The organism is Methanorbis rubei, assembly GCF_032714495.1.
Lineage (GTDB): Archaea > Halobacteriota > Methanomicrobia > Methanomicrobiales > Methanocorpusculaceae > Methanocorpusculum > Methanocorpusculum rubei.
This window is the reverse complement of sequence record NZ_JAWDKB010000001.1, coordinates 96,807-118,379: the sequence shown is the minus strand read 5'-3', so window position 1 is coordinate 118,379 and position 21,573 is coordinate 96,807. Positions and strand designations below refer to the sequence as shown.

Sequence of the window (21,573 nt, the reverse complement as noted above, 5' to 3'; positions counted from 1 at the left end):
TCAGTCTGCCTCGATTCTCGGGGCGAGGAGGTAGCCGATCTTTCCTTTGCCATCTGCATAGACAAAGGAGAACTGTACCGGATGGTCATTGCCGAGACGGATCTGAACTTTGTCAGCTCTGCCAATCGACTTGCCCATGTCTTTTAAGTAGTCAAGGGAGAAGAGGGAACGTGCGGCAGCGCTCGTGATATAGTGGACGTCGTCTCCTGCAAGTTCGCGTTTGATTCTGTCGCTGTCGCCTTCTGCGTTTAAGGTGAAGACCTTCGTATCCGGGTTGACGGAGAGAGAAATCTTGTCAGAGACCATTGCGGCAGCTTTTATCGAGTCATTGAACATTGCGCCGGAGATTTCAAAGGTTGCCGGCAGTTCAAGGTTGGGTGCGTTCGGATCTTTTCTGATGGTTTTGGTGTCCAGCAGCGTTATTGAATATTCGTATCCGCCGAAACTGATCTTCAGTTTTTTGCCTGAGTCGTCAAGTTCGAGTGCGACGATGTCGGATTTGCCGATCATACCCATCATGGCACGAATCTTTTCAATGTCAAGTCCGAGCTCTGCAGGTTCAGCAGCATAGGTGGTAAATGCTCCTGCTTCGAGCTCAAGAGAGACCATGGCAACGTTAGAGGTATCAACCGTGATTGTGCGGATGCCGCTCTCCGCGACGTGAAGTCGGCATTCGTTCACCAGTGCAGAGACTGCGTCAATTGTCTCCCGGAAAATATCTGCTTCGATTGTTGCTTTTAACATCAGTATATACCCCTTGACACACTGGAAGATAAAGTGTGACGGTCCTTAGTGGTAATATTATGTGTTTTATGCACATATATATTGCCGGTATCTCTACAAATAAATCAAGATAACCGCAACACCGCTGTTGCGGGAAAAATAAGAGTTGATGAAATACCCGGATGAATTTTTGTCAGGAAGGGTTCAGAGCATTTTCATGTCTGAGAGATCCTTGTAGATCTTCTGTACCGCACGTTTTGCGTCCTCGGGTTTTTTGCCGCCGGTGATGATCAGTTTGCCTGAGCCGAATAGTAAGACAACAACTTTTGGATCATCGAGCCGGTAGACGAGACCAGGGAACTGTTCAGGTTCATACTCAATCTTGTCGAGGTTGAAACTCATCGCAATTTTGTTGAGATTGATGCGCGAGCCAAGGTCGGCTGACGTAACAATATTCTGGATGCTGTAGGTAGGGTTGTCGACGATTTCAATATTGAGGTCGCGCAGAAGGCCGACCAGATATTCAAGACCTTTGGTAAGACTGTCAATACTTTTTGCACCGGTCAGTACAACTTTTCCTGAGCCAAAAACCAGTGCGGCAATTTTCGGATTCTGCATTCGCAGCACGACTCCCGGAAACCGCTGTTTATTATATTCTGCACCAGGGATCTGTGCCGCGAGCACAAGGAGATCCAGTTTATCATTTACCTTTGTCGATGCGACCACATTTTCGATCTTCAAAGATTCATCGGGCAGACCTGACATATTTATATCTAACACAAGTAACTATTTAAATACTCGGTTGATGAGTACCGAAAAAAGGCACGGAGATACATCTCCGCATATATATTGTATTAATCGTATTCGCGCCAGGTGTGTTTGCATTTGGTGCAGCGGAAGAAACGGACCTCGGATTCATCAGCACTGCGGAGCTGACGAAGCCACCACTCGGCAACGCCATGACCACAGTTCGGACATTTAACTGCACAGGTTGGTTTTGTCTCAATGGACATGTCCTCATCAACAATCAGGATGTCATTCTCCTGCATATAGGCGACTTTTTTCATCTGTTCCTTTTCTGCGGAACTAATCTCTTCCACATATCCGCACTGTGCACAGCTTAGTTTCCCTTCTTTGGTCTTCATTAATTTCCCGCATTTCGGACAGAACATCATAGAGTTAAATTTTGGTGTTGTAACCATATATATCATTGACCTGTTCGGGTACTACCAATAATATTCTGCGAAGATAATTTTTGGCTTGGCCTGCAATGCATTGAGCCAGAGATTAATTCCCGCAACAAAACCATATTTATCCATCAGGGCAAATATGTACCCGGTTCTTATGCTGGAGCAATTGATCGAAGTTGTTGTCATCTTATCCTGTATTGCATTCCTGCTGTTCCTGATCCCCGGGAGACATCAGAACTATGTGGCAATTGTCGGATGGGTGGCAATGGAAGCTGTGCTCCTGCTCATGCTGCCTGAGTTTTATGCGGAAGGCAACTTTGTCTATCCGTTGATTGCAGTGGTAGTGATCCCCTGTATCTATATTACCGTGAAACGGCTCCTCGCAAACGATTACAATGTCCGGAGGCTCACCTATGCAGCTTCCATCGCATATCTGATTTATGCGCCGTTTGCGTTTATTCCGGCTCTGGGGAACTGGCTTATTAGTGTGGTCGTGGCTCTCGTGGCCGATGTTCTGACGGCAATTGGAGTACCGTTTACGATGTACAACTGGAACACGTTCATGGGAGAGGTGATCCCGGGCCTTGACTTCGGGTTCCGCGTTGAAGTGGTTCTCGGCTGTACCGGTATTCAGGCGATCGCCATTCTTCTTGGTGTGGTTGCAATTATTCCGTCGAGCTGGAAGAGAAAGATCGGCCTGTTCTTTTTGGTCACGATCCCTATCTTTGCAGTGAATATCTTCCGAAATGCCTACGTTATCACGGCATACACGCAGCAGTGGTATCCCTGGTTTCAGGAATGGTTCCCTGAGCCTGAGATGTACGGGTATGCAAGTTTCTTCTGGGCACACAATGTGTTCTGTGAACTTCTCGCGCTTGCGGTTCTGGTGGGTGTTGCATTCGCCCTTTTCAAACTCAATCCGATGATGGTAACGACACTTCGCGATATCGGCGAGGTGTATTATGCAGATCTGATCGCTCTCCGAGACAGCATCTTCGGACGGAAAAAATCCGCGTAACTTTTTTTTATGTCTGACTGTCCGTTCTGTGATCCTGATGAGATGGTGATCGAAAATGATCTCGCGTATGCAAAGTTCGATCTCTATCCGGTCTCACTGGGGCACATACTGATCATTTCCAAGCGCCATGTTGCGTCGTGGTTTGATCTGACTCTGGAGGAACAGTCAGCGGTTGTTGCTCTTGCGGATGCTGCAAAGAAAATGCTGGATGAGAAGTATTCACCTGACGGCTACAATGTCGGGATCAACTGCGGGATTGCCGCGGGCCAGACGGTGATGCATGTTCATCTGCATCTGATTCCCCGCTATGCAGGCGACGTGCCAAATCCGCGTGGCGGTATCCGGGCTGTGATCGCGGCGAAGCAGAGTTATTGATATTCATTCTGATGCCGGATTTGAAACGCTAATGGCGCGAATAGCGCGAATAAAAAATCGCCAATGGCGATTTTTCAAAATAAAAAAAAAATGTTTGCGTTTTTTTCTGAACAGAGAGATTCGTCTAAAAATATATTACTCTGATAATTCCATAAAAATCGCCATTGGCGATTTTTTTATTCGCGTTATTAGCGTTTATTTCTCAGAAAAAAAAGTTTAGACCAGCCGGTAGGTCTCAAGATTCTGAGGAGCCACCGTCTGGATATGATATTTCTTGTAGATCGAACTTGCCAGATCGATCGTCTTTGACTCTTCGCCATGGATCGTGAACACACGTTCCGGCTTCGGCTGCAGATACTGGACATAGTTCATCAGCTGACGGCGATCTGCGTGACCGGAGAAACCTTCCACCGTCTGGACCTCCATGTTGATGACAATGCTGCCCTTCTTACCGACCGGAACCTCACGCCAGCCCTTCTGAATCCTGCGGCCATAAGTACCGTCCCCCTGATATCCGACAAAGATCAGCATGTTCTTTTCCGACTCTGCGAGATTACCCAGATACTCAATGACCGGACCGCCGTTTAACATACCGCTTGTTGAGATGATAACGCACGGATCGTCTGAGAAAATAATCTGCTGACGCTTCTCCTGCGAATCAACCTGTTCAAAGCACTCGGCAAGGAACGGGTTGTAGTTGTCACGGAAAATCTGATTTCTGAGATCATTGTTCAGATACTCGGGGTATGCCGTGTGCAGAGCAGTTGCTTCCTTAATCATGCCGTCAAGGTAGATCTTGCACTTCGGCAGCAGGCCGTTTCTGAAACCCTCCTCAAGGGCAAGCATCAGCTCCTGCGAACGTCCGACCGCGAACGCCGGAATCAGAACTTTGCCGCCGCGGGTCACGGTCGTGTTGATGACCTCATACAGCCGCTCCTCAGCTTCCTTTCTGGATGGGGAGAAGTCCTCGGATCCGCCGTAGGTACTTTCCATCATCAGAGCCTCAAGACGCGGGAACTGGGAGACCGCAGGGTTGAACAGCCGGCTCTTACTGTAGAAGAAGTCGCCGGTGAACGCAATGTTGTAAAGACCGTTGCCGACATTGAAGTGAGCGATCGCAGAGCCGAGAATGTGGCCTGCGTTGTGCAGGGTCAGCTTCAGATCAGGTGCGATGTCGGTCACATCACCATAGCCGAGAGCGATCGTGTGCTTGACAAACTCACGGATCTCGTTGGATGAGTACGGCGGAACTTTGTCCTCCTTGTTGTTCACATCAAGGTAGTCCAGCTGCAGCATGGCCGCAGTGTCGCGGGTTGCAGGTGTGGTGTAAACCGGGCCGTCATAGCCGTAGCGGTAGAGCAGCGGAACGTACGCCGAGTGGTCGAGGTGTGCGTGGGTCAGGACAACTGCGTCTAAAGTGGTGAACGGATAGATCTCCGGTACATTCAGGAACGGGGATGAAGCACTGCCGGTTGCGCCCGGCGACTCTCCACAGTCGATCAAAACTTTGCTTTCAGGGGTTGAGAGGAGGAACGCTGCACGGCCTACCTGACGGCAGCATCCAAGGGTCGTAAGGCGTAGCCACTGTTCCTTGTCGCGGCCCGTGTAAATTGAGTCGCGGTGGATGCGGCGGCCGCATCTGCGGAGAAACTCTTTTCGTTCGTCGCGGGTCTCGCGAAGGAACTGACGTACCTGTTTGATGGTGGTGGACGGGATCGGCGGTGTTCGGACGACTTTTGGGGTCCAGCCGGTCTTCATCGTGATGTCGCGGAGTGTTCCGCCGTTCTTGCCGATCACAACGCCTGGCTTTTCTGCTTCGATCAGCACCTCACCGGTGTCGGTGTCGAAGAAAATATCGGTGATGCCTGCGGTGTCAGGGACGACGCTCTTGATCATGTCGTACGCCTGCTCGGTGTCGCCGAGAATGTTGGGTCTGACCACAATACGCTTGCGCAAATCGCGGGCGAGGGTCCGGATTAAGTCCTGTTCCTCGGCAAAACGCTTTGGATCGTCGGTGTAGATCACCATCTCCGGGCCTTCGTACTCGACGTCAGTTACGGTAACGCCGCGTGGTACTTTCCGGTTAATAGTATCTTTCAGTTCTTTGAGTCTATCTTCAACCTGCATAGAAATCGTTTCCAAAAAAAGTGTAAAAATCAGAGTGTGACAGAGGATGCCGGGAGCATCCCTGCTATTTTCGCCTCTGGGACATGTTCAAATTTATCCCGGGTTATAACCACCACATTATATCCTTCACCGGATGCTGCGTCACGCCGCATGGCTGCACGAAGTGCCCGCACCGCGAGGTCAACTGCTTCAGTCTCGGTCATGTTTGGTTTGAAGCGGTCTTCAAGGACACCGTACGCGGTGAGAGAGCCTGAGCCTGTGGAGACAAAGTCTTCCTCAAGGGTTGCGCCGCCTGCTGCGTCCACTGAGTAGACCGAGGGTCCGCCGATGTCAACGCCGCCGACGAGGAGCTGGACATAGTACGGGGAGAACCGGTTCTGGTTCAGATAGTTGGAGAGAATGGTTGCGGCAGCGCCGACACTGATCTCTTTTCCGCGGCGGATCTGGTAGAGGTTGCACTCTACGTTGATGATGCGGACAAGCTGCTGGGCATCGCCGACGCCACCGGCAATGGTCATGCCGATCCGGTCAGTGATGCTGTGTACTTTTTTTGCCTTTTTGCTGGCGATGAGGGAGCCCATGGTGGCACGCCGTTCGGTCGCAAGGACAACACCGCCCTGGAAAACAATACCGACTGTGGTAGTTCCTGTTTTAACGTCCTGATATTCCTGTGACATGGAGACCTCGTGTAGGACACCGGCAGGGAAAACTCCGTGCCAGTAACGCTGAAAGTTCATGAGTAATACCGTCTGCGGTATGCATACGGATAAAAGCGCTATTACTTTAATGAGCGTGGGATGAGATAAAGTTTCTCAAATATGCAGAAATAGAGACAGTCATGGAACGAAAATATTTTTCGGGAGATACTATCATGAAAAAAAAATGAAAAATATTTCCAATAGGAGTTACGCGGTGACGAAAATTTCGAAACGCGAATCGCATGCCTGCAGCCTGCTTACCGCTTCGCACGCCGTTCCGTCGTGTTCACTGCTTCGCAGCTTCGCGAAATAGCTCAAATAAAAAAATTCTATACACCTCTATATGGATAGATATATCCAATAAAAATAATTTTGGAAATTTCTTAAAAATCGCCATTGGCGATTTTTTATTCGCGTTATTCGCGTTTCAAAAAAATTAGTTACTCGCCACTGATATCCTCTTCGTCACCGGAGATCTGCGGAAGAATCAGCTTCAGCTTCAGGATCTGTCGCCCCCTCATCTTTGTCACCACGATTGTAATCTGCTGATCGGCAAACGTCACCGACTCACCGAGTCTGGGGATATGACCGAGCAGGGAAAACACAAGTCCGCCGACCGTCTCATAGCTTCCGGGATCTTCAGGAAGATCGATTGAGAAGTGTTCATTCAGGAGGGTAACACGGGCCTGGGCGTCCACCATGTAGAGACCTCCGTCGATCTCAATAATGTCAGCGACCTCATCGCCGTCCGACTCATCCATAATGTCGCCGACGAGTTCTTCTAAAATATCCTCAAACGTCACCACGCCGGAAAATCCGCCGAACTCATCAAGAATAATTGCCATATGCACTCTTCTGACCTGCAGCTCACGCAGAAGATCATCGATCTTCTTTGATTCAGGCACGCAGTAGACATCAAACATCAGCGTCTTCACCGGCACGCGGTGGTTTCCTGCCGTATAGGCATTGAAGATATCCTTGATGTTCAACGTCCCGACGATGTTGTCGGTATGGCCGTGGTACACCGGAACACGGGAAAAACCGGTGTCGCGGAAGTGGGCGACCGCCTCCTCAAGCGTTGCAGTATCCTCAATCACCGCAACATCCGGCCGGGGTGTCATGATCTCCTTTGCAGTCGTATCATTGAACCTGAGGACTGAGTAGATCATCTCTTTTTCATCCTCCTCGATTGCCCCTTCCATCTCTCCGACATCGATCCACTCGCGGATCTCCTCCTCCGTAACCGCCTGCACATTGGTGCCCCCGTTCTTGCCGAGTCTGCGGGCACGGTCGTACACCCAGAAGAATGGTGATAGGATAAGCGTCAGATAATAAATCGGCGTCGCAACAAAAAGTGCCACGCGCTCCATTCTGCGGGTCGCAAATGTCTTCGGACCGATCTCGCCAAAGATCAGTAAAAGCAGTGTCACAACACCGGTCGCAATCGCAACTCCTGCGTCCCCGAATGCCGTAAACGCAACAGCGGTCGCAATTGCTGACGCTCCGACGTTGGCGGTATTGTTTCCGATGAGAATGGTGATCAGGAAGTGATCAGGATTGTTCTTCAGTTTTTCAAGACGCTTTCCTGCCTTGCCCTCGTCAGACAACGCACGAACTTTTGCACGGCTAATCCCGACAAGCGCAACCTCTGAGGCAGAGAAAAACGCGGAAATTATCAGCAGGATTATAAAAATAACGATATTCGGATATTCTATCATATTGTCCACGCCGCAACTGCGGCAGATCTATTCCTATGGCCTGAACCAGTAGTCATCATTTGCGAATCTCTTTATACGGTATGTCAATCGTTTAGCTTAAAGTAATCGGAGATCAGAAAACCATTCCATCTCCTTCGTAAGAATAGCAATCTTATCCTCATACCCAAGACCCCGCCCGAAGTTCATATCCTCCAGCTCAAAAGTCACCAGACCCGAGTACCCGAACTTCTTCAGTTCAGTGATAAGGGAAACTCCTTCCTCAGTTCCGGCGAGAGTCGTGTGCATGGAAGAAGCCTTACCCGAACTCGCGTGAATGTTCACCATTCGATCCCCACACTCAAAAAGAAATGCAAAGGGATCAGCAGGAGCCGCAGCAGTGGCATGCGCATAGTCCCAGGTAAACGAAAGCCATGAGTACTCATCAAGAATTTTCCTGACAGCAGCAGGAGTCACCATCTGTGCATTCACCGCAGGCGGCATGTTCTCAATCGCAACCGTGACCGAGCTGCCGAACGCAGCGTTCCCGACAGCGTCAAGATAGGCAGTAAGGCGCGCACGATCCAGCGGACCTATTGGACGCTTCGCAGTACGCTTTCCCGGATGAATCGTGACCACGCCGCCGCCAAGAGAGTTCATCATCGCAATGGACCGACAGGTGTACTCAATGGACAATGCCGCGACCCCGGGATTGAACGAACAGGGATTCAAGTCAAAAATCGGAGCATGCATTGCAAGAAGTTTGGGAAAAGAGAACTGCTGCTTCAGATTCGACAACTCGACAGGGTCAGCGCCGCGCATCCAGAACTCAGGAGTTTCCATCCAGAACTCCACATAATCCAGACCTGCTTTCTCTAAACCAGAAAAAATCTCTGCAGGCTGATACTCATGAAAAAACATACTGGACGCGCCAAGACGGATCATTGTAATCGCTACATTTCTTTCGTTCAAATACCAACCTATCTATCATGGCAGGAAAGGGACAGCAGACGCAGCTGACATTTGATACAGCGGAGACCGACTGCCCGACCTCAAACATCATTGCACCGGTGAAGGAAAACTCCACGCTTGATGCAAATGTGCAGGAAGTAAAAGAGCCGAAAGAGCCGGCAGTCCTCAGCGTGTCTGAGCTTGCCGAGCGAATACGCGATGTCATCGACACCCCGCTACTGACAAATGTCTGCGTTCAGGGCGAGATCACCGGATACCGCCCCCATTCCTCAGGCCATCTCTACTTCTCACTCTCCGAACACGGGGATGAATCAGCAACGATGCCCTGCGTGATGTGGAAGTATGCCGCAAAAACTGTAGCATTTCCGGTGAAGGACGGAGCACTGGTTCAGGCAACCGGTTATGTCGACTTTTATCCGCCGTACGGCAAGATGCAGTTTGTCATAAAAAAACTTGAGCCTGCTATCTCCGGAAAGACCGGCCTGTACCTGTTAAAGGAGCAGTGGAAAAAGCAGCTGACCGATGAGGGCACCATCCCCCGGAGTGAAGCCGCACGCAGATGCCCGCCCCTGTTTCCGACAACGATCGGTGTTGTAACCTCACGTACCGGAGCAGTACTGCAGGACATTCGCAATGTAATCGGCAGACGCTATCCTCTGAAGATCCTGCTTGCGCACACAGCAGTTCAGGGCGATGGAGCACATCTCCAGATTGCAGCGGCAATTGCCTCCTTACAGGGAAAGGCGGATGTGATCATTGTAGCACGCGGCGGCGGAAGCTTTGAGGACCTGTTTGAGTTCAACCACCCTGATGTGGTGCGGGCAATCGCAGGGTCAGCAGTCCCGGTCATCAGCGCGATCGGTCACGAGACCGACACAACACTTGCAGACTTTGCTGCAGACCGCCGCGTGCCGACACCGTCGGCGGCGGCGGAAACAGTTGTTCCGGACCGGACGGTACTTCTGCAGCAGCTTGAGGAGATGCGAAGAGCCATCCGCGACAACCTCACGGAACGATTTTCAAACGAGAAGACCACACTCTCAGAACTTCGCGGACGGGTGGACCCGATCCGGCTTGCGCGAAAACTGGATCAGATGCTGCAGCAGACCGCAGACTTTGCCGAGCGGATCACAACTGCCCTGTCCCGAAGAATTTCTTCAGAGCGCGAGACCTGCAAAACCCTCAAAGAAACTATCGCGCGACTGACGCGGACAAAAATTTCCACCGCACGACTGGAACTTCTGGCGCAAAAAGAAGTCATCCAGGGAAGAAATCCCTACAAACCGCTCGAACTCGGGTATGCGCTTGTCTGGAAAGAGGGAAAACTCATTCGGACTGCTGCAAACATTAACGACTGCGATCAGCTCAGCCTCCAGCTTGTGGATGGAGAGGTGACCGCGGTTGTGGAGAAGATCAGATATGACAGAAACACCACAGAACCAAACCTATGAATCCATGATCACCGAGTTAAAGGCGATCGCAAAACAGCTTGATGATCCGGAGACCTCGATCGAGGATGCAGTCCGCCTGCACCAGCGCGGGTTATCACTCATTCAGAACTGCGAGGAGTTTTTACAGAAGGCAGAGCTTTCTATCACGGAAGTTCAGCCCGAAGAGTAACAGTCATCTCCTCTTCATTCTGCAGCTTTTCAACCAGCTCGCGCGGCAGCTGGTACGCAGTATGATCGCTGTAGACTGAGATGGTCCTCGAACAGACAAAGGTGCTGCGCCGCCAGACAAGATCGGTCTCATGCGTGAGAGTGATCCCGGAAAATCCTTCAGAGCGTATGACAGCAGTCACGCCGCCGCAGGACAGGGTTGTCGTAAGAATTGTGCCGGAGTTCCCAAGTGCCCGACGCAGTTCGGGCGAGAGATCAGCTGCGCCTTTATCAGCACCGACCGCAATGATGCAGTCACCGTTTGGCGAGAGATCGGTCTCTTTGGTAATCTCAAACGTACTTTTGTGCAGTGCACGGACATTTTTATGGCCGCGGCAGTGAATGGTCTCAATGATCTCCATTGCTTTTGCTAGAATGTGGTCTGTGTGGACAAATAGATTGCTGATTTTCACCACACCATTTTCTGTATCAGTAGCTTAACTATCTGGGAAAGCAACATAATCAGCACAATGGATAACAATAATGATCTGATAATTCTTGACTGCCCGGTCTGCGGCGAGGAGATGGATTTTGAAATCCTCAAAGAGCCGCCGGAAGCAGTCGTCCGATGCACAGAGTGCGGACACACCATGCGCATCACCTTAAAAGAGCCGAAGATCTATACCATCAAAACAATCATCAGTTACGGCACCGAGTCGCATACCGGAACCATCGAGTTGATGGAAGGAGATATCTGTGCAGTTGGCGACCTGCTGGTTGCAGAGGTGGGTGACGAGTCCTACGGCGTTGAGGTCATGTCAATTGAGCAGAACGATGCACGCAGGGCAAAACTTCCGGCAGAAAAGATCGATGTCCTCTGGACACGTCTGGTGGACAAGGTCATCATCCGTGCATCACTCAACAAAGGCGCCCTCACCATTCCTCTCTATGAACAGGTGCCTGGGGACACAGTCTACACCGTAGACCACATCACCAGCATCGGCGGAAAACAGTTCCGCGTCACCAGAATCAAACTGCGGAAAGGAAACGTGATCGAGCGAAAGGATAAATTCGCTCAGGCACGTGAGATCAAACGCATCTACGGCGAACGATCATAATCCTTTTTTTAAAGTTCACAACCGCATTGCGCAGTAATGCAAACATCAAAGAACATTCAGAGAATCTAAAAAAAAGTATTTTCAGGCAGTTGTTGTGTATGCCTGAATGACCTTCATCTCAATGGTGTCATAACCATACTGAAGAACCATCTCTTCATCGGTCTTGCTGGTCACAAGAGCCGGGCGGATTGCCATGGTCAAGTTGCCGGTTGCGTCTTCCGTCGGGAAGTTCATAATGCCCATGGTACCAACGGTCCAGTTCGCATAATCAATACCCATCTCTTTTGCGGTTTCCTTATCATAGGTCGTCTTGAAGAAGTCGCCGGTCGACTGAACAGTGCGGGACTGACCTGCACCAAGGCCTACAACGCCTGAGGCAATCTGATTGTACTCCTGATTCAGCATCCGGAAGGGATACTCGTACGAAGAGTTGATGAGAATTGCCGTGCCGTTCACGACATCCACCTGCTGGCCTGCAATGACTCCCAGATTCTGGGTTACAGCCGGGAGTTTGTCTACAGAGGATGCGTTGAAGACATCAATGGAGGAGGTCACCATAGGAGTATTATTGATGTACATGGTATATTCGACCTCAACAAGATTGCCTGCTTCAACGACGCCGCCGGTCGGCGTTACGTTGCCGTTTTGATTAAAAATCGTGCTCAGACCTGAGAACGAAACAATACACATTACAACAATCAGGACACAAAAGCAGACAACGCCTACCTGGGTCCAGTTGATGTCTTTTTTCTGAGGCTTATCGCCTGAGTTACTCTTCGTCTGTACTGCCATTTCTCTATAGTATGGGAAGGGATGCCTCATAAAGTAGTTGCTGTGCCCGGCGACTACCAACAAGAGAATATTTATATAAAATTATGACTTACTATTAGTAAATCACAATGAACCACACCCAGTTCGAGTGACCATTGCGAGGTAAATATCATGCAACTCAAACCATACCAGTTCAGTTTCAGCTCCCTTGGAGGAGAAATCGACTCACTCTTTGCCGAGATGGAAGCACGCGCAACAGCCATCATGAACCAGTCGGGAGCAGCAGGCCTTCCTGCCGCAGTAAAAAGCGGAAACCTTTGTGTGTTCGGCAACGACTTCCATGTAGATCTCTGCGAAAATGAGAACGAGGTAATCGTTGTCACCGACCTTCCGGGAATTGAGAAGGAAGATATCACCGTCCGGCTTTTGAACCCGGAAACATTGCTCATCAAAACCGAGCAGCGTGCAGAAATCGAAGAGACCGATGACGCCGGAACCTATCACCTGCGTGAAAGAAAGATGGGCAGCATGCAGAGAACCATCCGCCTGCCGGCAGAAGTGCTCACCGAATGTGCCAAGGCAAGCTTCAAAAACGGCGTAATGGAAATAACCTTACAGAAAAAACCTGCCGAGGAAGGAGTCTCAATCTGCATTGAATAAGGCAAAACCCCCTCACATTCTGCAGGCAGCAATATTTCGATCCCAATAGTATACGAAAATATTCCCCTCTTTTTTTAGTTCGATGCATTGATGATGTTCAGCCGCGAATAACTACTTCAAGCCATGGAAAAGAAGCAGGTCCGGGACTACATGACGCATGACGTCATCAGCGTTGAAGCGGGCGAGACCATCGGTGATGTGATCCGACTGATCCGCACAACGCGTCACGACGGGTTTCCGGTCGTGCGGCGAAACAAAGTGGTCGGCTATATTTCCGCACGCGACATCATCGGCGAACACCCGCTGACAACCGTGGATCAGAAGATGTCGCGCCACCCAATCAAAGCCACATCAGATCTGACGATCACCGAAGTTGCCCGCAGAATTTTCCGGTCAGGCATTCAGAAGCTGCCGGTTGTTGATGAAAGCAATGCCCTGATCGGTATCGTTTCCAATGTGGACGTGATCCGTTCCCAGATCGAGCGGGTAACGCCGGAAAAAGTTTTCAATTTTATGAGCACGCTTCATACGCTCTACGGCGTCAATACCCATCTGAAGCGCGGAACAGTGCCAATAAAAGATATTCAGCCGACCCAATCCTGCGTATATCAGGACGAGCTTGAAGGCAGGATGTATGAGCTGAAGATGCATCTTGCAGAACCGGTGATCGCGGTGAGTTTCCGTGATCGGCTGATTCTGGTGGACGGCCATCATCGCGCGGTCGCGGCGCAGCGCCTGAGCCTTCCTGAACTTGATGCATATGTTGTCAGTATTGATGCAGACATCGAGCTTGGCCTTGAAAAGACTGCCCACTCGATGGGCATTTACTCTCTTGCGGATGTGAAGGTCGACGACAGTCCTGAGCACTCCTTGGTAGGTCCGACGCACCCCGGCCTGATACCGTCTGAGAAGAAACTGGTCTCCGAATACATGACGATCAATGTGTTCAGCGTGCCGGTCTCAGGAACGGTGAAGGATGTGATCCGGTTGATACGGGAGACCACCCATGACGGTTTTCCGGTTGTGGACGAGGCGTCAAAGGTCGTCGGTTTTATTGCAGCCCGTGACATCGTCGGTGCAGCAGCAATAGATTCTGTCGCGTCAAAAATGGAAAAGGTGCTGTTGAAGATCTATCCTGACAGCGGAATGACGGATGTTGCGCGGAAAATGTTCCGGTTCTGCATCCAGAAGCTGCCGGTGATCAATCATCATGACCAGCTTATCGGCATCATCACGAATGCGGATGTAATCCGCTCCCAGATTGAGAAAGTGACGCCCGAAAAGGTCTTTGACTACATCCAGACACTGAAGACGCTCTACGGTGTACAACCGGTGCTTTCATCGGGCATGGTGCCGGTCAGCCGGCTGATGCCGACACAGTCAAAAGTGTATATGGATGAGCTGGACGGACGAAGTTACGAGATTACGAAGGGTCTTGCAGAGCCGCTGATTGTTGTGCGGAGACAGGGAAAGCTGATCCTTATCGACGGACATCACCGTGCGGTTGCGGCGAACAGAATGCGTCTGAAGGAGCTTGATGCGTACATCATCGACATCAAACTCGAAGAGGAGCTCGGCATCGAAAAAACGGCACGGAACATGCATCTGCGGACGTTGTCTGATGTGCAGGTGCTTGATGAGTCGCGCTGCGCATTTCTCGCGTAATTTTTTTTGAAACGCGAATAACGCAAATAGCGCGAATAAAAAAATCGCCAATGGCGATTTTTATGGAGTTATCATAGTAATATATTTTTAGACGATTTCCTCTGTTCAGAAAAAAAAACGTAAATTTTTTTTATTTTGAAAAATCGCCATTGGCGATTTTTTATTCGCGCTATTCGCGTTTCAAAATTAATTTCAAAATTCAAATGATCCGTACTTGCCGCCGCCGCCGGGAATCAGTGTGACGCGCCCCTCACGCATCTTCACAACAGCCTCGGCAACCTCGGGCGACACCGAACAGAGATCAGCGAACGGGACCTCCAGCAGTACAGCGATTTCATTATCAAACGCCTCGATGAATCTGCAGTACATCGCCGCACACTTTTTCGTGTTCGGGGAAGACACATCAAGCACGCGGGCAATCACCTCGCCAAGCGGAATCATCTTCACATACCGCGGCCGAACTGTCGGCTCCGCCAGCGTCGAAAGCTTCTCTGCACGCTCGCGCACGCCAAGTTTAATCCTCCCCTTGTCGTGCGGACACTTCCAGTGAAGGGCCTCGGCTTCAGCAAGGGAAAACTGCGCATAGCAGCGGGTGCATGCTGTGTGGTTGTACTTCCCCTCCTCAGGGAAAAATCCTGCATTCAGCACAACCGCATTATCGCGGATTGCTGTAAGGACCGCCTTGGGCGTGTCGCCCGCGACCTCCATCCGCGTAAACTCGCGGCCGAGTTTCACCGGCGTCGGGCTGTGGGCATCCGAGTTCGTCAGAAAAGGAACATCAGCAAACTCTGCGATTCCTGCACCATATGTTGAGTCTGCCGAAAGACCAAGTTCGCAGAACTCAAAACTTTCCTCGCCGTAACACTCGGACGGCGCAGAGTACGCGGCAAAGAGAGACGTCCACGGCGTGAACGCATGTGCCGGGCCGATGATGCCTCCGACCTCATGCACGGCTGAGGCAACAGCTTCGCCGTTCATATGCAGATGCGGTCTGCCGGATGTTGTAAGATGCGTGCAGGCAGGAGTAAAAAGCTCCTGCAGCTCGGCAAACTGATCAAACGTCTCCGCCAGAATAACATGATGCACGCGGGATGAGTCCTCAACCTCGGTCTGCGGCACCACCGTAATGCCGTAGGCATTCTCCACAAACGGCTTCCACATCCTCCGCCACTCAGGGTGCAGCGCGTCCCCGCTGCCAATCACATGAATTCCTTTGGTCCTGCAGCCTGAAAGAATATTTTCCGGCAGCATATCAGGTGACGTTGCCATCGAAAAACAGGAGTGAAGATGAAGATCAGTATTTTTCTGCATGAAATCACCCAATGTAACTGAGATCGTCCGGCGGGCGGGAGCCGGCGGCAGACGCTGTTGCTGCCGCAACATCAGTCATCATCTGTTCCGCAAGATCCGTCAGCTCCGTGCGGTCAGCATGGAGGTGAACCAGCTTCTCCAGCACATCAAGCACCGCAGTCGAACTGACCGGATCCACCAGATATCCTGAAGTCTCGCCGAGAAGCGCGACTCCATCCATTCCGTGCAGCCGTCCGAGCGTGATTAACAATCCTGCCGCACCGATGATTCCACCGACCGGTTCCTCAGAATTGATCACAGCGCCTGCTGCGATAACTTCCTCCTTGAGTTTTGATGAGCTCAGAGCAGAAAGAACACGCGGATGCTCCACCATTCTCCCAACACCGTAGCCGCCGAGAGTGTAAACTTTCCTGACGTTCAGGAGATCAAACACCCGCAGGTATGCCTCTGCAAGCGTGTAATGGCCATCGGGTGTCGTGCTCTGACAATCGCCTGCAAGAAAGAGCAGAGCCTGATGATCTTCTGTCTCAGGCACAAAAAATATCTCATTCCTCGGCAGCCTCAGAACCGAGTCCTCGGACAGATACATCTGCGGAGGAAACAGCGTTGACGTTATTTCAGCAACTTTTACTGCGGAGAGTGCACGGATGAGATGATCCACCACCAGCTTTCCAACATGCCCCACGCCCGGAAGCCCTGCGACTGCGACGGTACTTGAGTGAACGGACACGTCCTCCACATACCAGCGGACGTTTACCTGCTCCATTCGCGCACCAGTCTCCGGTACTTTCCATACCGGTCCTGCACAGAGTAGCGGGCAGGATGCACACTTACCGTCTCAGTCCCGCATTTGGGACAGACGTTCAAAAGAGTATAGGTGTGATCATTCGGGCATTGCCGGATATGACCAGTCATAATAACTCCGAAATTACTTCTGCTTACGCACCAGTTTCCCGGTACCGTCAGCCCGCTCCAGAACACCGATTGCGGCATCTGCAGCTTTTTCCAGAACTTTTTCTGCGGTCTTGTAATCAGGTGCAACTACCTTTACCCGGTATTTTGGTGCACCCAGGTACAGAATTTCGATCTCGGCTCCGTCAACCTTCGGCTCGGCTGAACGAAGAGCGCGGCGGATCACATTCACACCGTCGGGTTTGCTGGACGTAAGTTCAAGGACAGCAGAAACCGTAACTTTTGGAACTTTTACGTTTTCTGATGCAACCTTCATCAGCGCGGACTTCGCAGAGTCAGGAAGTACGAACTTTTCCATGGTTGCATCGCCGTAGACGACGATGTCCTCAAATGCTGCATACAGGGAGGAGAACTCCTTGTACATCGCATCCTCGATCTCCTTTTCTGCAACTTTACTGTCTGCAGAAGCGAAACCTATCCACTTGTGAGCTTTCTGCTCGTTCTTCCAGTCCTGAATCTTTTCACGGCGCTGGTGTTCATTCACATCTTTGAGGGAAAGATCGATATGGCCGCGGTTTGCGTCCACGTGAAGAACTTTACAGACAACTTTCTGTCCTTCACGAATATAGTCCCGGATGTACTTAATCCATCCACGGGCAATCTCCGCAATCGGGATTAAACCCTGACGTCCTTCATACTCATCCAGGGCAACGAATGCCGCAAAGTCCTTGACCTCTGTAACGCTGCAGACGACAAGTTCTCCTTCTATTGGCCAGTCTCTTTCACTCATTGATTAGATTTCCAAAATTTATTCGTAGGAGGCTACGACATCGGCTTTGATGCTTGCCTTGCCGCCGGTAGGCTCTGCAAGGACACGTCCGCAGACGATGCACTCTACTTTGGAGGATGCTTTGTCGAACACGAGCTGTTCATGCTCGCAGTCCGGACACTTTACCTTCAGAAACTTGCTCCGGGTTTCGCGGATTGCTTTTACCATTTTGTTCTCACTCCGTAAGTTCGAATTTGCCAGCGCGGTATCCTGCTCTCAGGTGTGCCTTGCCGCACTCTTTGCACCGGTAGCGCACGTTGATCTTCTTGGTCGGCTTGTCTCCTCCCGGAACCTTGCCGAACTTACCGCGGTTTCCAACGGAGCTGCGGCGTGCCTTCTGCCGGTCAATCCAGTGGAGGCCGGTTGTCTTACCCTTCTTTACCTTTTCTACCTCGTGCTCAGTATGCTTCCGGCAAAACGGGCAGTAGGTGTTGAATTTTACTGGTCTTTTCATAATTATTGTCCCCTCTAAATCAAGGATACCGAATACCATACTTATTTGCGAAGCCTGATATTTAATGCTATGTTGCGGTTGCAAAGAATTTCTGCCATGGGTTGTGGCAGCGAAACGATATCTCCTGGCGAAAGAGCATAGCACCGTCCGCTGTAATCTTGAAATTCCTCGACTTTTTGTTGTACCATGATAACGCGGTACGATTCGGGAGCAGTTTCTGCATCGGCGTTTCCATTCTGGAACACTTCATCTGCATGCGCGTCCACAAATGAGACCTCGTCCACTAAAAGCGGCTCGTTTGCTGCCGAGACGGCAGGCGCCGGAGTAAAGTGGAATGCGGTTGTGGTATCTAATATCTGTTTGCCGTCAAGAAGAGCCTTTCTGCATGAAGTGGCTGAGTCTGCAACAACTTCATACAGAGATCGCTCACCGGAAACCATGCAGCGGAGCTCTTCGCGGTTGATCTCCTCACCGGTTGCTTTGGCAAGGGCAAGGGAGAAAATTTTCCTGGTCCGCTCCGCATACAGGTCGCGGATGTACTCGCGCAGACTTTCACGTTCCTTTAAGAGAATCTGTACTCCTTCGCCAAAGGGGTCTCCCATGCTGCGGGCTTCGGTGGTGAGGGCAGTGAGCGCTGTATGAACGTCCTCGTAGAGCGAAGCAGGAATATCAGTTAACGAACCGCTGTTGCGCTCGTCGATTAAGTAGCCGTGCAGCTCAGAGATGCTGATCCGATCAGGCATTTACGCACCTCCGATCTCTGCAATGCCGCGGGAGCAGAGAAATACCGCAAGAGCTTCGGGAACGGTGTTGGACCCTGCCTTCAGGTCGTAGCGGGTGCCGAGAATCGGCATGGAAAGAGCAAAGGAGCACTCGACCGAAACCTGCCGCTCACCGAACACGACCGCATCGATCAGAGGATCAAAGGAGTCGAGACGGGAGATCTCAAGCGGAGTTACCCGCATACCGGACCCTCCGTGCAGAGAGCCCGGGTGGCGGATGAGTCGTTTGATGTCGGTTGTGACCGGCTCATCAGCCTGCGCAGCATAGCTGAGAATTCTCTCCTGAAACGGTTTGTTCTCAGCGTCAGCTATTGCGCGGATGACCTTGTTTTCCAGAAGTTTTTCCGGGTCGGTCGCTGTTGTTGTGCGGGTTGCATCAAGATTTTTCACAAATCCTGCGGCGAACTTGTCGGAAATTCCCCGAAGGCCGGTGAGATACTCGGTCTGTTCCAGCTCATCCAGAGATGCAATGCGGTCGAGTTCTGCGGTGAGTGCAGACCGGTAGCGTTTCTGCCAGCCGCGACCATGAATCGCGGGACCGGTGAGCATGCTTTCAGCAGACAGGCCGGTTCCTGAGACATAGTTCACCAGCTCGCGGCGTTCGGCGCTGTCCCAGCTGCGGACGGCAAGGGTTGGGATATGGATATGGTAGCCGCGACCGCCGGAGAAGTTGATTTTCAGGTCACGCTCAAGAAATCCGAGTTCAGAAGTAAGCATGTCGATGAGCTTGAAGAGCTCTTCTTTGACCCGTGCAAGCATGACATCATACGGCCCCCGAACGATGTGATCAGCGTCCAGATCAAAGATGAGATCAGCCCCGAGCCATCCTTTGTCGCTCATCTGGGCGGCGCCCGGATGAGCATAGTAGGCGGTCGAGTAGTAGACATGCGCAGGCGTCATGGTCTTGAGGTAGGTGTGCACCTCATCAGGCGAGCTGAAGGACAGGTGTCTGCGCATGCCGGCAGGTTTTGCGGCGTTTGAGAAGAAAATGAAACCCCATTCGCGCTCGCCGAGCGCTTCAGGAACATACACCGCTCCGGCTCCCTGGACTTCTCCGTTATAGTAGGCAGAGAAACGCTGCCTGAGAAACTCATAGGTCGCCGGTTTCATAGAGTCTTGATCATATATGGACCTGAACGCAGATATCCCTGTTTACGATAGTAGGGCCGAACCCCGACACCGCTCATGACAGCGATACGGGAGTAGCCTGCGTCTTTTGCGGTCTGTTCGGCGCGGGAAAGAAGGTTCTGGCCGTATGACCGGTGCTGACGGTCGTCGCCCTCGCCGTGTTCGCCGAGCGGCACAATGCTTCCGTAGACATGGAGCTCGCGAACGAGTGCCGCGCCGTCAAGTTCAGAGCGGAACACCTGTCCCGGATAGCGGAGCCTGACAAACCCGATCAGGGCATCGCCCGCGGTTGTTGAGAGGAAGTGTTCGGTTCCGCCGCAGCATTCATAGACTTGAGTCTTGTCCTCTTCGACTGCGCGGCTCGGACGTCGTCCGATCTCGCGGCACCGGATACAGTGACACTGTTTTTTGTTCTCCGCGAGACGCTTCTGTGCCATCTGGCGGATGTGGCCGTGGATGGAGCCGGACACGATCAGCTTTGCCGGGATGTCACGCTGGATTCTTTGAAGGCGCACGTACTCAGGCAGCCGCTCTTTTGCATAAGCGAGGAGGTCAACAAGCTCGTCCTCGTCATAGGTCTGGTATACCCCTGCTTTCCAGAGCTCTTCAAGCTCTGCTCCCGGGGTCACGAGTGTCGGATAGATTTTGAGGAAGTCAGGGCAGAACCTTGGGTCGGTGAAGAGGGTGTCAAACATCTGCCGGTCGCGCTCGATCGTACTCATGTAGAGGTTCGGCATGACGTGGAACCCGACCTTGATGCCTGCGTCGCGCAGCAGACGGTTCGCTTCAACACTGTCAGCGACCGTGTGCCCGCGCTTGTTTGCGAGAAGCAGTTCATCATCGGTGTGCTGAAAGCCGAGCTCGACCTTGGTAACGCCGAGGTCAAGCATCCGGTTGATGTGATCCTCGCGGCACCAGTCAGGCCTGGTCTCAAAGGTGGTTGCGATGCAGCGGACGTCTGAACTCTCGTTTTCGACCATCAGCTCTGCAAAATCTGATGCATGGGACGTTTGCCCCGAAAACTCGTTCATGCCTCTCAGGCATTCGGAGACGAACCATTCCTGGTAAGACGGCTCGCGGGCGGTCATGGTTCCGCCCATGACGATGAGCTCGACCTTGTCGGTATGGTGGCCGAGCAGTTTGAACTGTCCGAGGCGGGCGATCACCTGACGGTAGGGATCGTACTCGTTCTGACGGGCGCGAAGTGCGGCAGGCTCTTCGCCGGTGTAGCTCTGCGGAGACTGGAAGATATGGTCAGGTCCGCCCGGGCAGGGAAGGCATTTGCCGTGCGGGCATGCGCACGGCGAGGTCATAACAGCAACCGGCGCAACACCGGAAAGTGTCCGCGTCGGCTTTACCAGAAGAACAGTTCTGACCCGTTCGTACTCATCAGGCTCTGCTGCCGCAAGGACTGCTGAATTCTTCGGCATTACGTCAAGTGAGTACTTGCGGCATACGGCAAGCTTGATGCTCTGAATGTCGGGATTGGGCGAGGAAAAAATGAGGGAAATTATTTCCCGGAAAATATCGTGCTCGTCCATTGCTATA

The 21,573-nt window shown here is 51.7% G+C and carries 25 protein-coding genes; 7 read left to right on the top strand and 18 right to left on the bottom strand.

The window, feature by feature from the left end; all coding sequences use genetic code 11:
• From McpCs1_RS00645 to McpCs1_RS00635, 3 genes are all read right to left on the bottom strand, one after another.
• On the bottom strand, positions 1 to 744 hold the full coding sequence (locus McpCs1_RS00645) for a DNA polymerase sliding clamp (protein WP_338095331.1): 744 nt from the start codon (positions 742 to 744) through the stop codon (positions 1 to 3).
• A 183-nt stretch (positions 745 to 927) separates the two neighbouring features.
• Positions 928 to 1,488, bottom strand: coding sequence for a TATA-box-binding protein (locus tag McpCs1_RS00640; RefSeq protein ID WP_338095330.1), 561 nt, complete (start codon positions 1,486 to 1,488; stop codon positions 928 to 930).
• An 89-nt stretch (positions 1,489 to 1,577) separates the two neighbouring features.
• Positions 1,578 to 1,898: a transcription factor S gene (locus McpCs1_RS00635; protein WP_338095329.1), complete on the bottom strand. Its 321-nt coding sequence runs from the start codon at positions 1,896 to 1,898 to the stop codon at positions 1,578 to 1,580.
• A 154-nt stretch (positions 1,899 to 2,052) separates the two neighbouring features.
• Between McpCs1_RS00635 and artA the strand changes: the two genes are divergently transcribed.
• Positions 2,053 to 2,931 (top strand): archaeosortase A, encoded by an 879-nt coding sequence (artA, locus tag McpCs1_RS00630; RefSeq protein ID WP_338095328.1) that lies wholly within the window; start codon positions 2,053 to 2,055, stop codon positions 2,929 to 2,931.
• A 9-nt stretch (positions 2,932 to 2,940) separates the two neighbouring features.
• Positions 2,941 to 3,306 (top strand): HIT family protein, encoded by a 366-nt coding sequence (locus McpCs1_RS00625; RefSeq protein ID WP_338095327.1) that lies wholly within the window; start codon positions 2,941 to 2,943, stop codon positions 3,304 to 3,306.
• A gap of 216 nt (positions 3,307 to 3,522) precedes the next feature.
• On the opposite strand, the gene McpCs1_RS00620 is transcribed toward McpCs1_RS00625, so the two are convergent.
• From McpCs1_RS00620 to McpCs1_RS00605, 4 genes are all read right to left on the bottom strand, one after another.
• Positions 3,523 to 5,433: a beta-CASP ribonuclease aCPSF1 gene (locus McpCs1_RS00620; protein WP_338095326.1), complete on the bottom strand. Its 1,911-nt coding sequence runs from the start codon at positions 5,431 to 5,433 to the stop codon at positions 3,523 to 3,525.
• 29 nt (positions 5,434 to 5,462) lie between these two features.
• Positions 5,463 to 6,110, bottom strand: a complete 648-nt coding sequence (gene psmB / locus McpCs1_RS00615; RefSeq protein WP_338095571.1) for an archaeal proteasome endopeptidase complex subunit beta — start codon at positions 6,108 to 6,110, stop codon at positions 5,463 to 5,465.
• Between the two features lie 461 nt (positions 6,111 to 6,571).
• The gene (locus McpCs1_RS00610) at positions 6,572 to 7,849 is read right to left on the bottom strand and encodes a hemolysin family protein (protein WP_338095325.1); all 1,278 of its coding nucleotides are present in this window, start codon (positions 7,847 to 7,849) and stop codon (positions 6,572 to 6,574) included.
• A gap of 96 nt (positions 7,850 to 7,945) precedes the next feature.
• Positions 7,946 to 8,770 carry a sugar phosphate isomerase/epimerase family protein gene (locus tag McpCs1_RS00605; protein WP_338095324.1) on the bottom strand — a complete coding sequence of 275 codons (825 nt, stop codon included), beginning with the start codon at positions 8,768 to 8,770 and terminating at the stop codon, positions 7,946 to 7,948.
• A gap of 44 nt (positions 8,771 to 8,814) precedes the next feature.
• On the opposite strand from McpCs1_RS00605, the gene xseA reads away from it, so the two are divergent.
• Both xseA and xseB read left to right on the top strand, forming a co-directional pair.
• Positions 8,815 to 10,248 carry an exodeoxyribonuclease VII large subunit gene (gene xseA / locus McpCs1_RS00600; protein WP_338095323.1) on the top strand — a complete coding sequence of 478 codons (1,434 nt, stop codon included), beginning with the start codon at positions 8,815 to 8,817 and terminating at the stop codon, positions 10,246 to 10,248.
• Entirely contained in the window at positions 10,217 to 10,417 is a 201-nt protein-coding gene (gene xseB / locus McpCs1_RS00595) for an exodeoxyribonuclease VII small subunit (protein ID WP_338095322.1), read from the top strand. The genes xseA and xseB overlap by 32 nt, the downstream gene beginning before the upstream one ends.
• On the opposite strand, the gene McpCs1_RS00590 is transcribed toward xseB, so the two are convergent.
• Positions 10,392 to 10,817, bottom strand: coding sequence for a DUF371 domain-containing protein (locus McpCs1_RS00590; protein ID WP_338095321.1), 426 nt, complete (start codon positions 10,815 to 10,817; stop codon positions 10,392 to 10,394). The genes xseB and McpCs1_RS00590 overlap by 26 nt on opposite strands.
• A 108-nt stretch (positions 10,818 to 10,925) precedes the next feature.
• Here McpCs1_RS00590 and McpCs1_RS00585 point away from each other — a divergent pair, with 108 nt between their 5' ends.
• Entirely contained in the window at positions 10,926 to 11,513 is a 588-nt protein-coding gene (locus McpCs1_RS00585; RefSeq protein WP_338095320.1) for an HVO_0476 family zinc finger protein, read from the top strand.
• Positions 11,514 to 11,594: 81 nt separating this feature from the next.
• Here McpCs1_RS00585 and McpCs1_RS00580 read toward each other — a convergent pair whose 3' ends face one another.
• Positions 11,595 to 12,305 (bottom strand): hypothetical protein, encoded by a 711-nt coding sequence (locus tag McpCs1_RS00580; protein ID WP_338095319.1) that lies wholly within the window; start codon positions 12,303 to 12,305, stop codon positions 11,595 to 11,597.
• 150 nt (positions 12,306 to 12,455) lie between these two features.
• On the opposite strand from McpCs1_RS00580, the gene McpCs1_RS00575 reads away from it, so the two are divergent.
• Positions 12,456 to 12,944 (top strand): Hsp20/alpha crystallin family protein, encoded by a 489-nt coding sequence (locus McpCs1_RS00575; protein ID WP_338095318.1) that lies wholly within the window; start codon positions 12,456 to 12,458, stop codon positions 12,942 to 12,944.
• A gap of 123 nt (positions 12,945 to 13,067) precedes the next feature.
• On the top strand, positions 13,068 to 14,609 hold the full coding sequence (locus McpCs1_RS00570) for a CBS domain-containing protein (RefSeq protein ID WP_338095317.1): 1,542 nt from the start codon (positions 13,068 to 13,070) through the stop codon (positions 14,607 to 14,609).
• 192 nt (positions 14,610 to 14,801) lie between these two features.
• Here the strand turns inward: McpCs1_RS00570 and McpCs1_RS00565 are convergent, their stop codons facing one another.
• Genes McpCs1_RS00565 through McpCs1_RS00525 form a run of 9 tightly spaced genes read right to left on the bottom strand, consistent with a single transcriptional unit; the run spans position 14,802 to position 21,566 of the window.
• Complete coding sequence (locus tag McpCs1_RS00565; protein WP_338095316.1) at positions 14,802 to 15,920, bottom strand: endonuclease Q family protein; 1,119 nt, start codon at positions 15,918 to 15,920, stop codon at positions 14,802 to 14,804.
• A 4-nt stretch (positions 15,921 to 15,924) separates the two neighbouring features.
• Positions 15,925 to 16,686, bottom strand: coding sequence for a proteasome assembly chaperone family protein (locus tag McpCs1_RS00560; RefSeq protein ID WP_338095315.1), 762 nt, complete (start codon positions 16,684 to 16,686; stop codon positions 15,925 to 15,927).
• Positions 16,674 to 16,835 carry an RNA-protein complex protein Nop10 gene (locus McpCs1_RS00555; RefSeq protein WP_338095314.1) on the bottom strand — a complete coding sequence of 54 codons (162 nt, stop codon included), beginning with the start codon at positions 16,833 to 16,835 and terminating at the stop codon, positions 16,674 to 16,676. The genes McpCs1_RS00560 and McpCs1_RS00555 overlap by 13 nt, the downstream gene beginning before the upstream one ends.
• Before the next feature lie 13 nt (positions 16,836 to 16,848).
• Entirely contained in the window at positions 16,849 to 17,622 is a 774-nt protein-coding gene (locus McpCs1_RS00550) for a translation initiation factor IF-2 subunit alpha (protein WP_338095313.1), read from the bottom strand.
• Positions 17,623 to 17,640: 18 nt separating this feature from the next.
• The gene (locus tag McpCs1_RS00545) at positions 17,641 to 17,829 is read right to left on the bottom strand and encodes a 30S ribosomal protein S27e (RefSeq protein WP_338095312.1); all 189 of its coding nucleotides are present in this window, start codon (positions 17,827 to 17,829) and stop codon (positions 17,641 to 17,643) included.
• Positions 17,830 to 17,836: 7 nt separating this feature from the next.
• Positions 17,837 to 18,115, bottom strand: a complete 279-nt coding sequence (locus McpCs1_RS00540; protein ID WP_338094622.1) for a 50S ribosomal protein L44e — start codon at positions 18,113 to 18,115, stop codon at positions 17,837 to 17,839.
• A 41-nt stretch (positions 18,116 to 18,156) separates the two neighbouring features.
• The gene (locus McpCs1_RS00535; RefSeq protein WP_338095311.1) at positions 18,157 to 18,858 is read right to left on the bottom strand and encodes a hypothetical protein; all 702 of its coding nucleotides are present in this window, start codon (positions 18,856 to 18,858) and stop codon (positions 18,157 to 18,159) included.
• The gene (gene priS, locus McpCs1_RS00530; RefSeq protein WP_338095310.1) at positions 18,859 to 20,007 is read right to left on the bottom strand and encodes a DNA primase catalytic subunit PriS; all 1,149 of its coding nucleotides are present in this window, start codon (positions 20,005 to 20,007) and stop codon (positions 18,859 to 18,861) included. It lies immediately after the preceding gene.
• Entirely contained in the window at positions 20,004 to 21,566 is a 1,563-nt protein-coding gene (locus McpCs1_RS00525; RefSeq protein WP_338095309.1) for a tRNA uridine(34) 5-carboxymethylaminomethyl modification radical SAM/GNAT enzyme Elp3, read from the bottom strand. Before McpCs1_RS00525 ends, priS begins: the two co-directional genes overlap by 4 nt.
• Positions 21,567 to 21,573 lie beyond the last annotated feature (7 nt).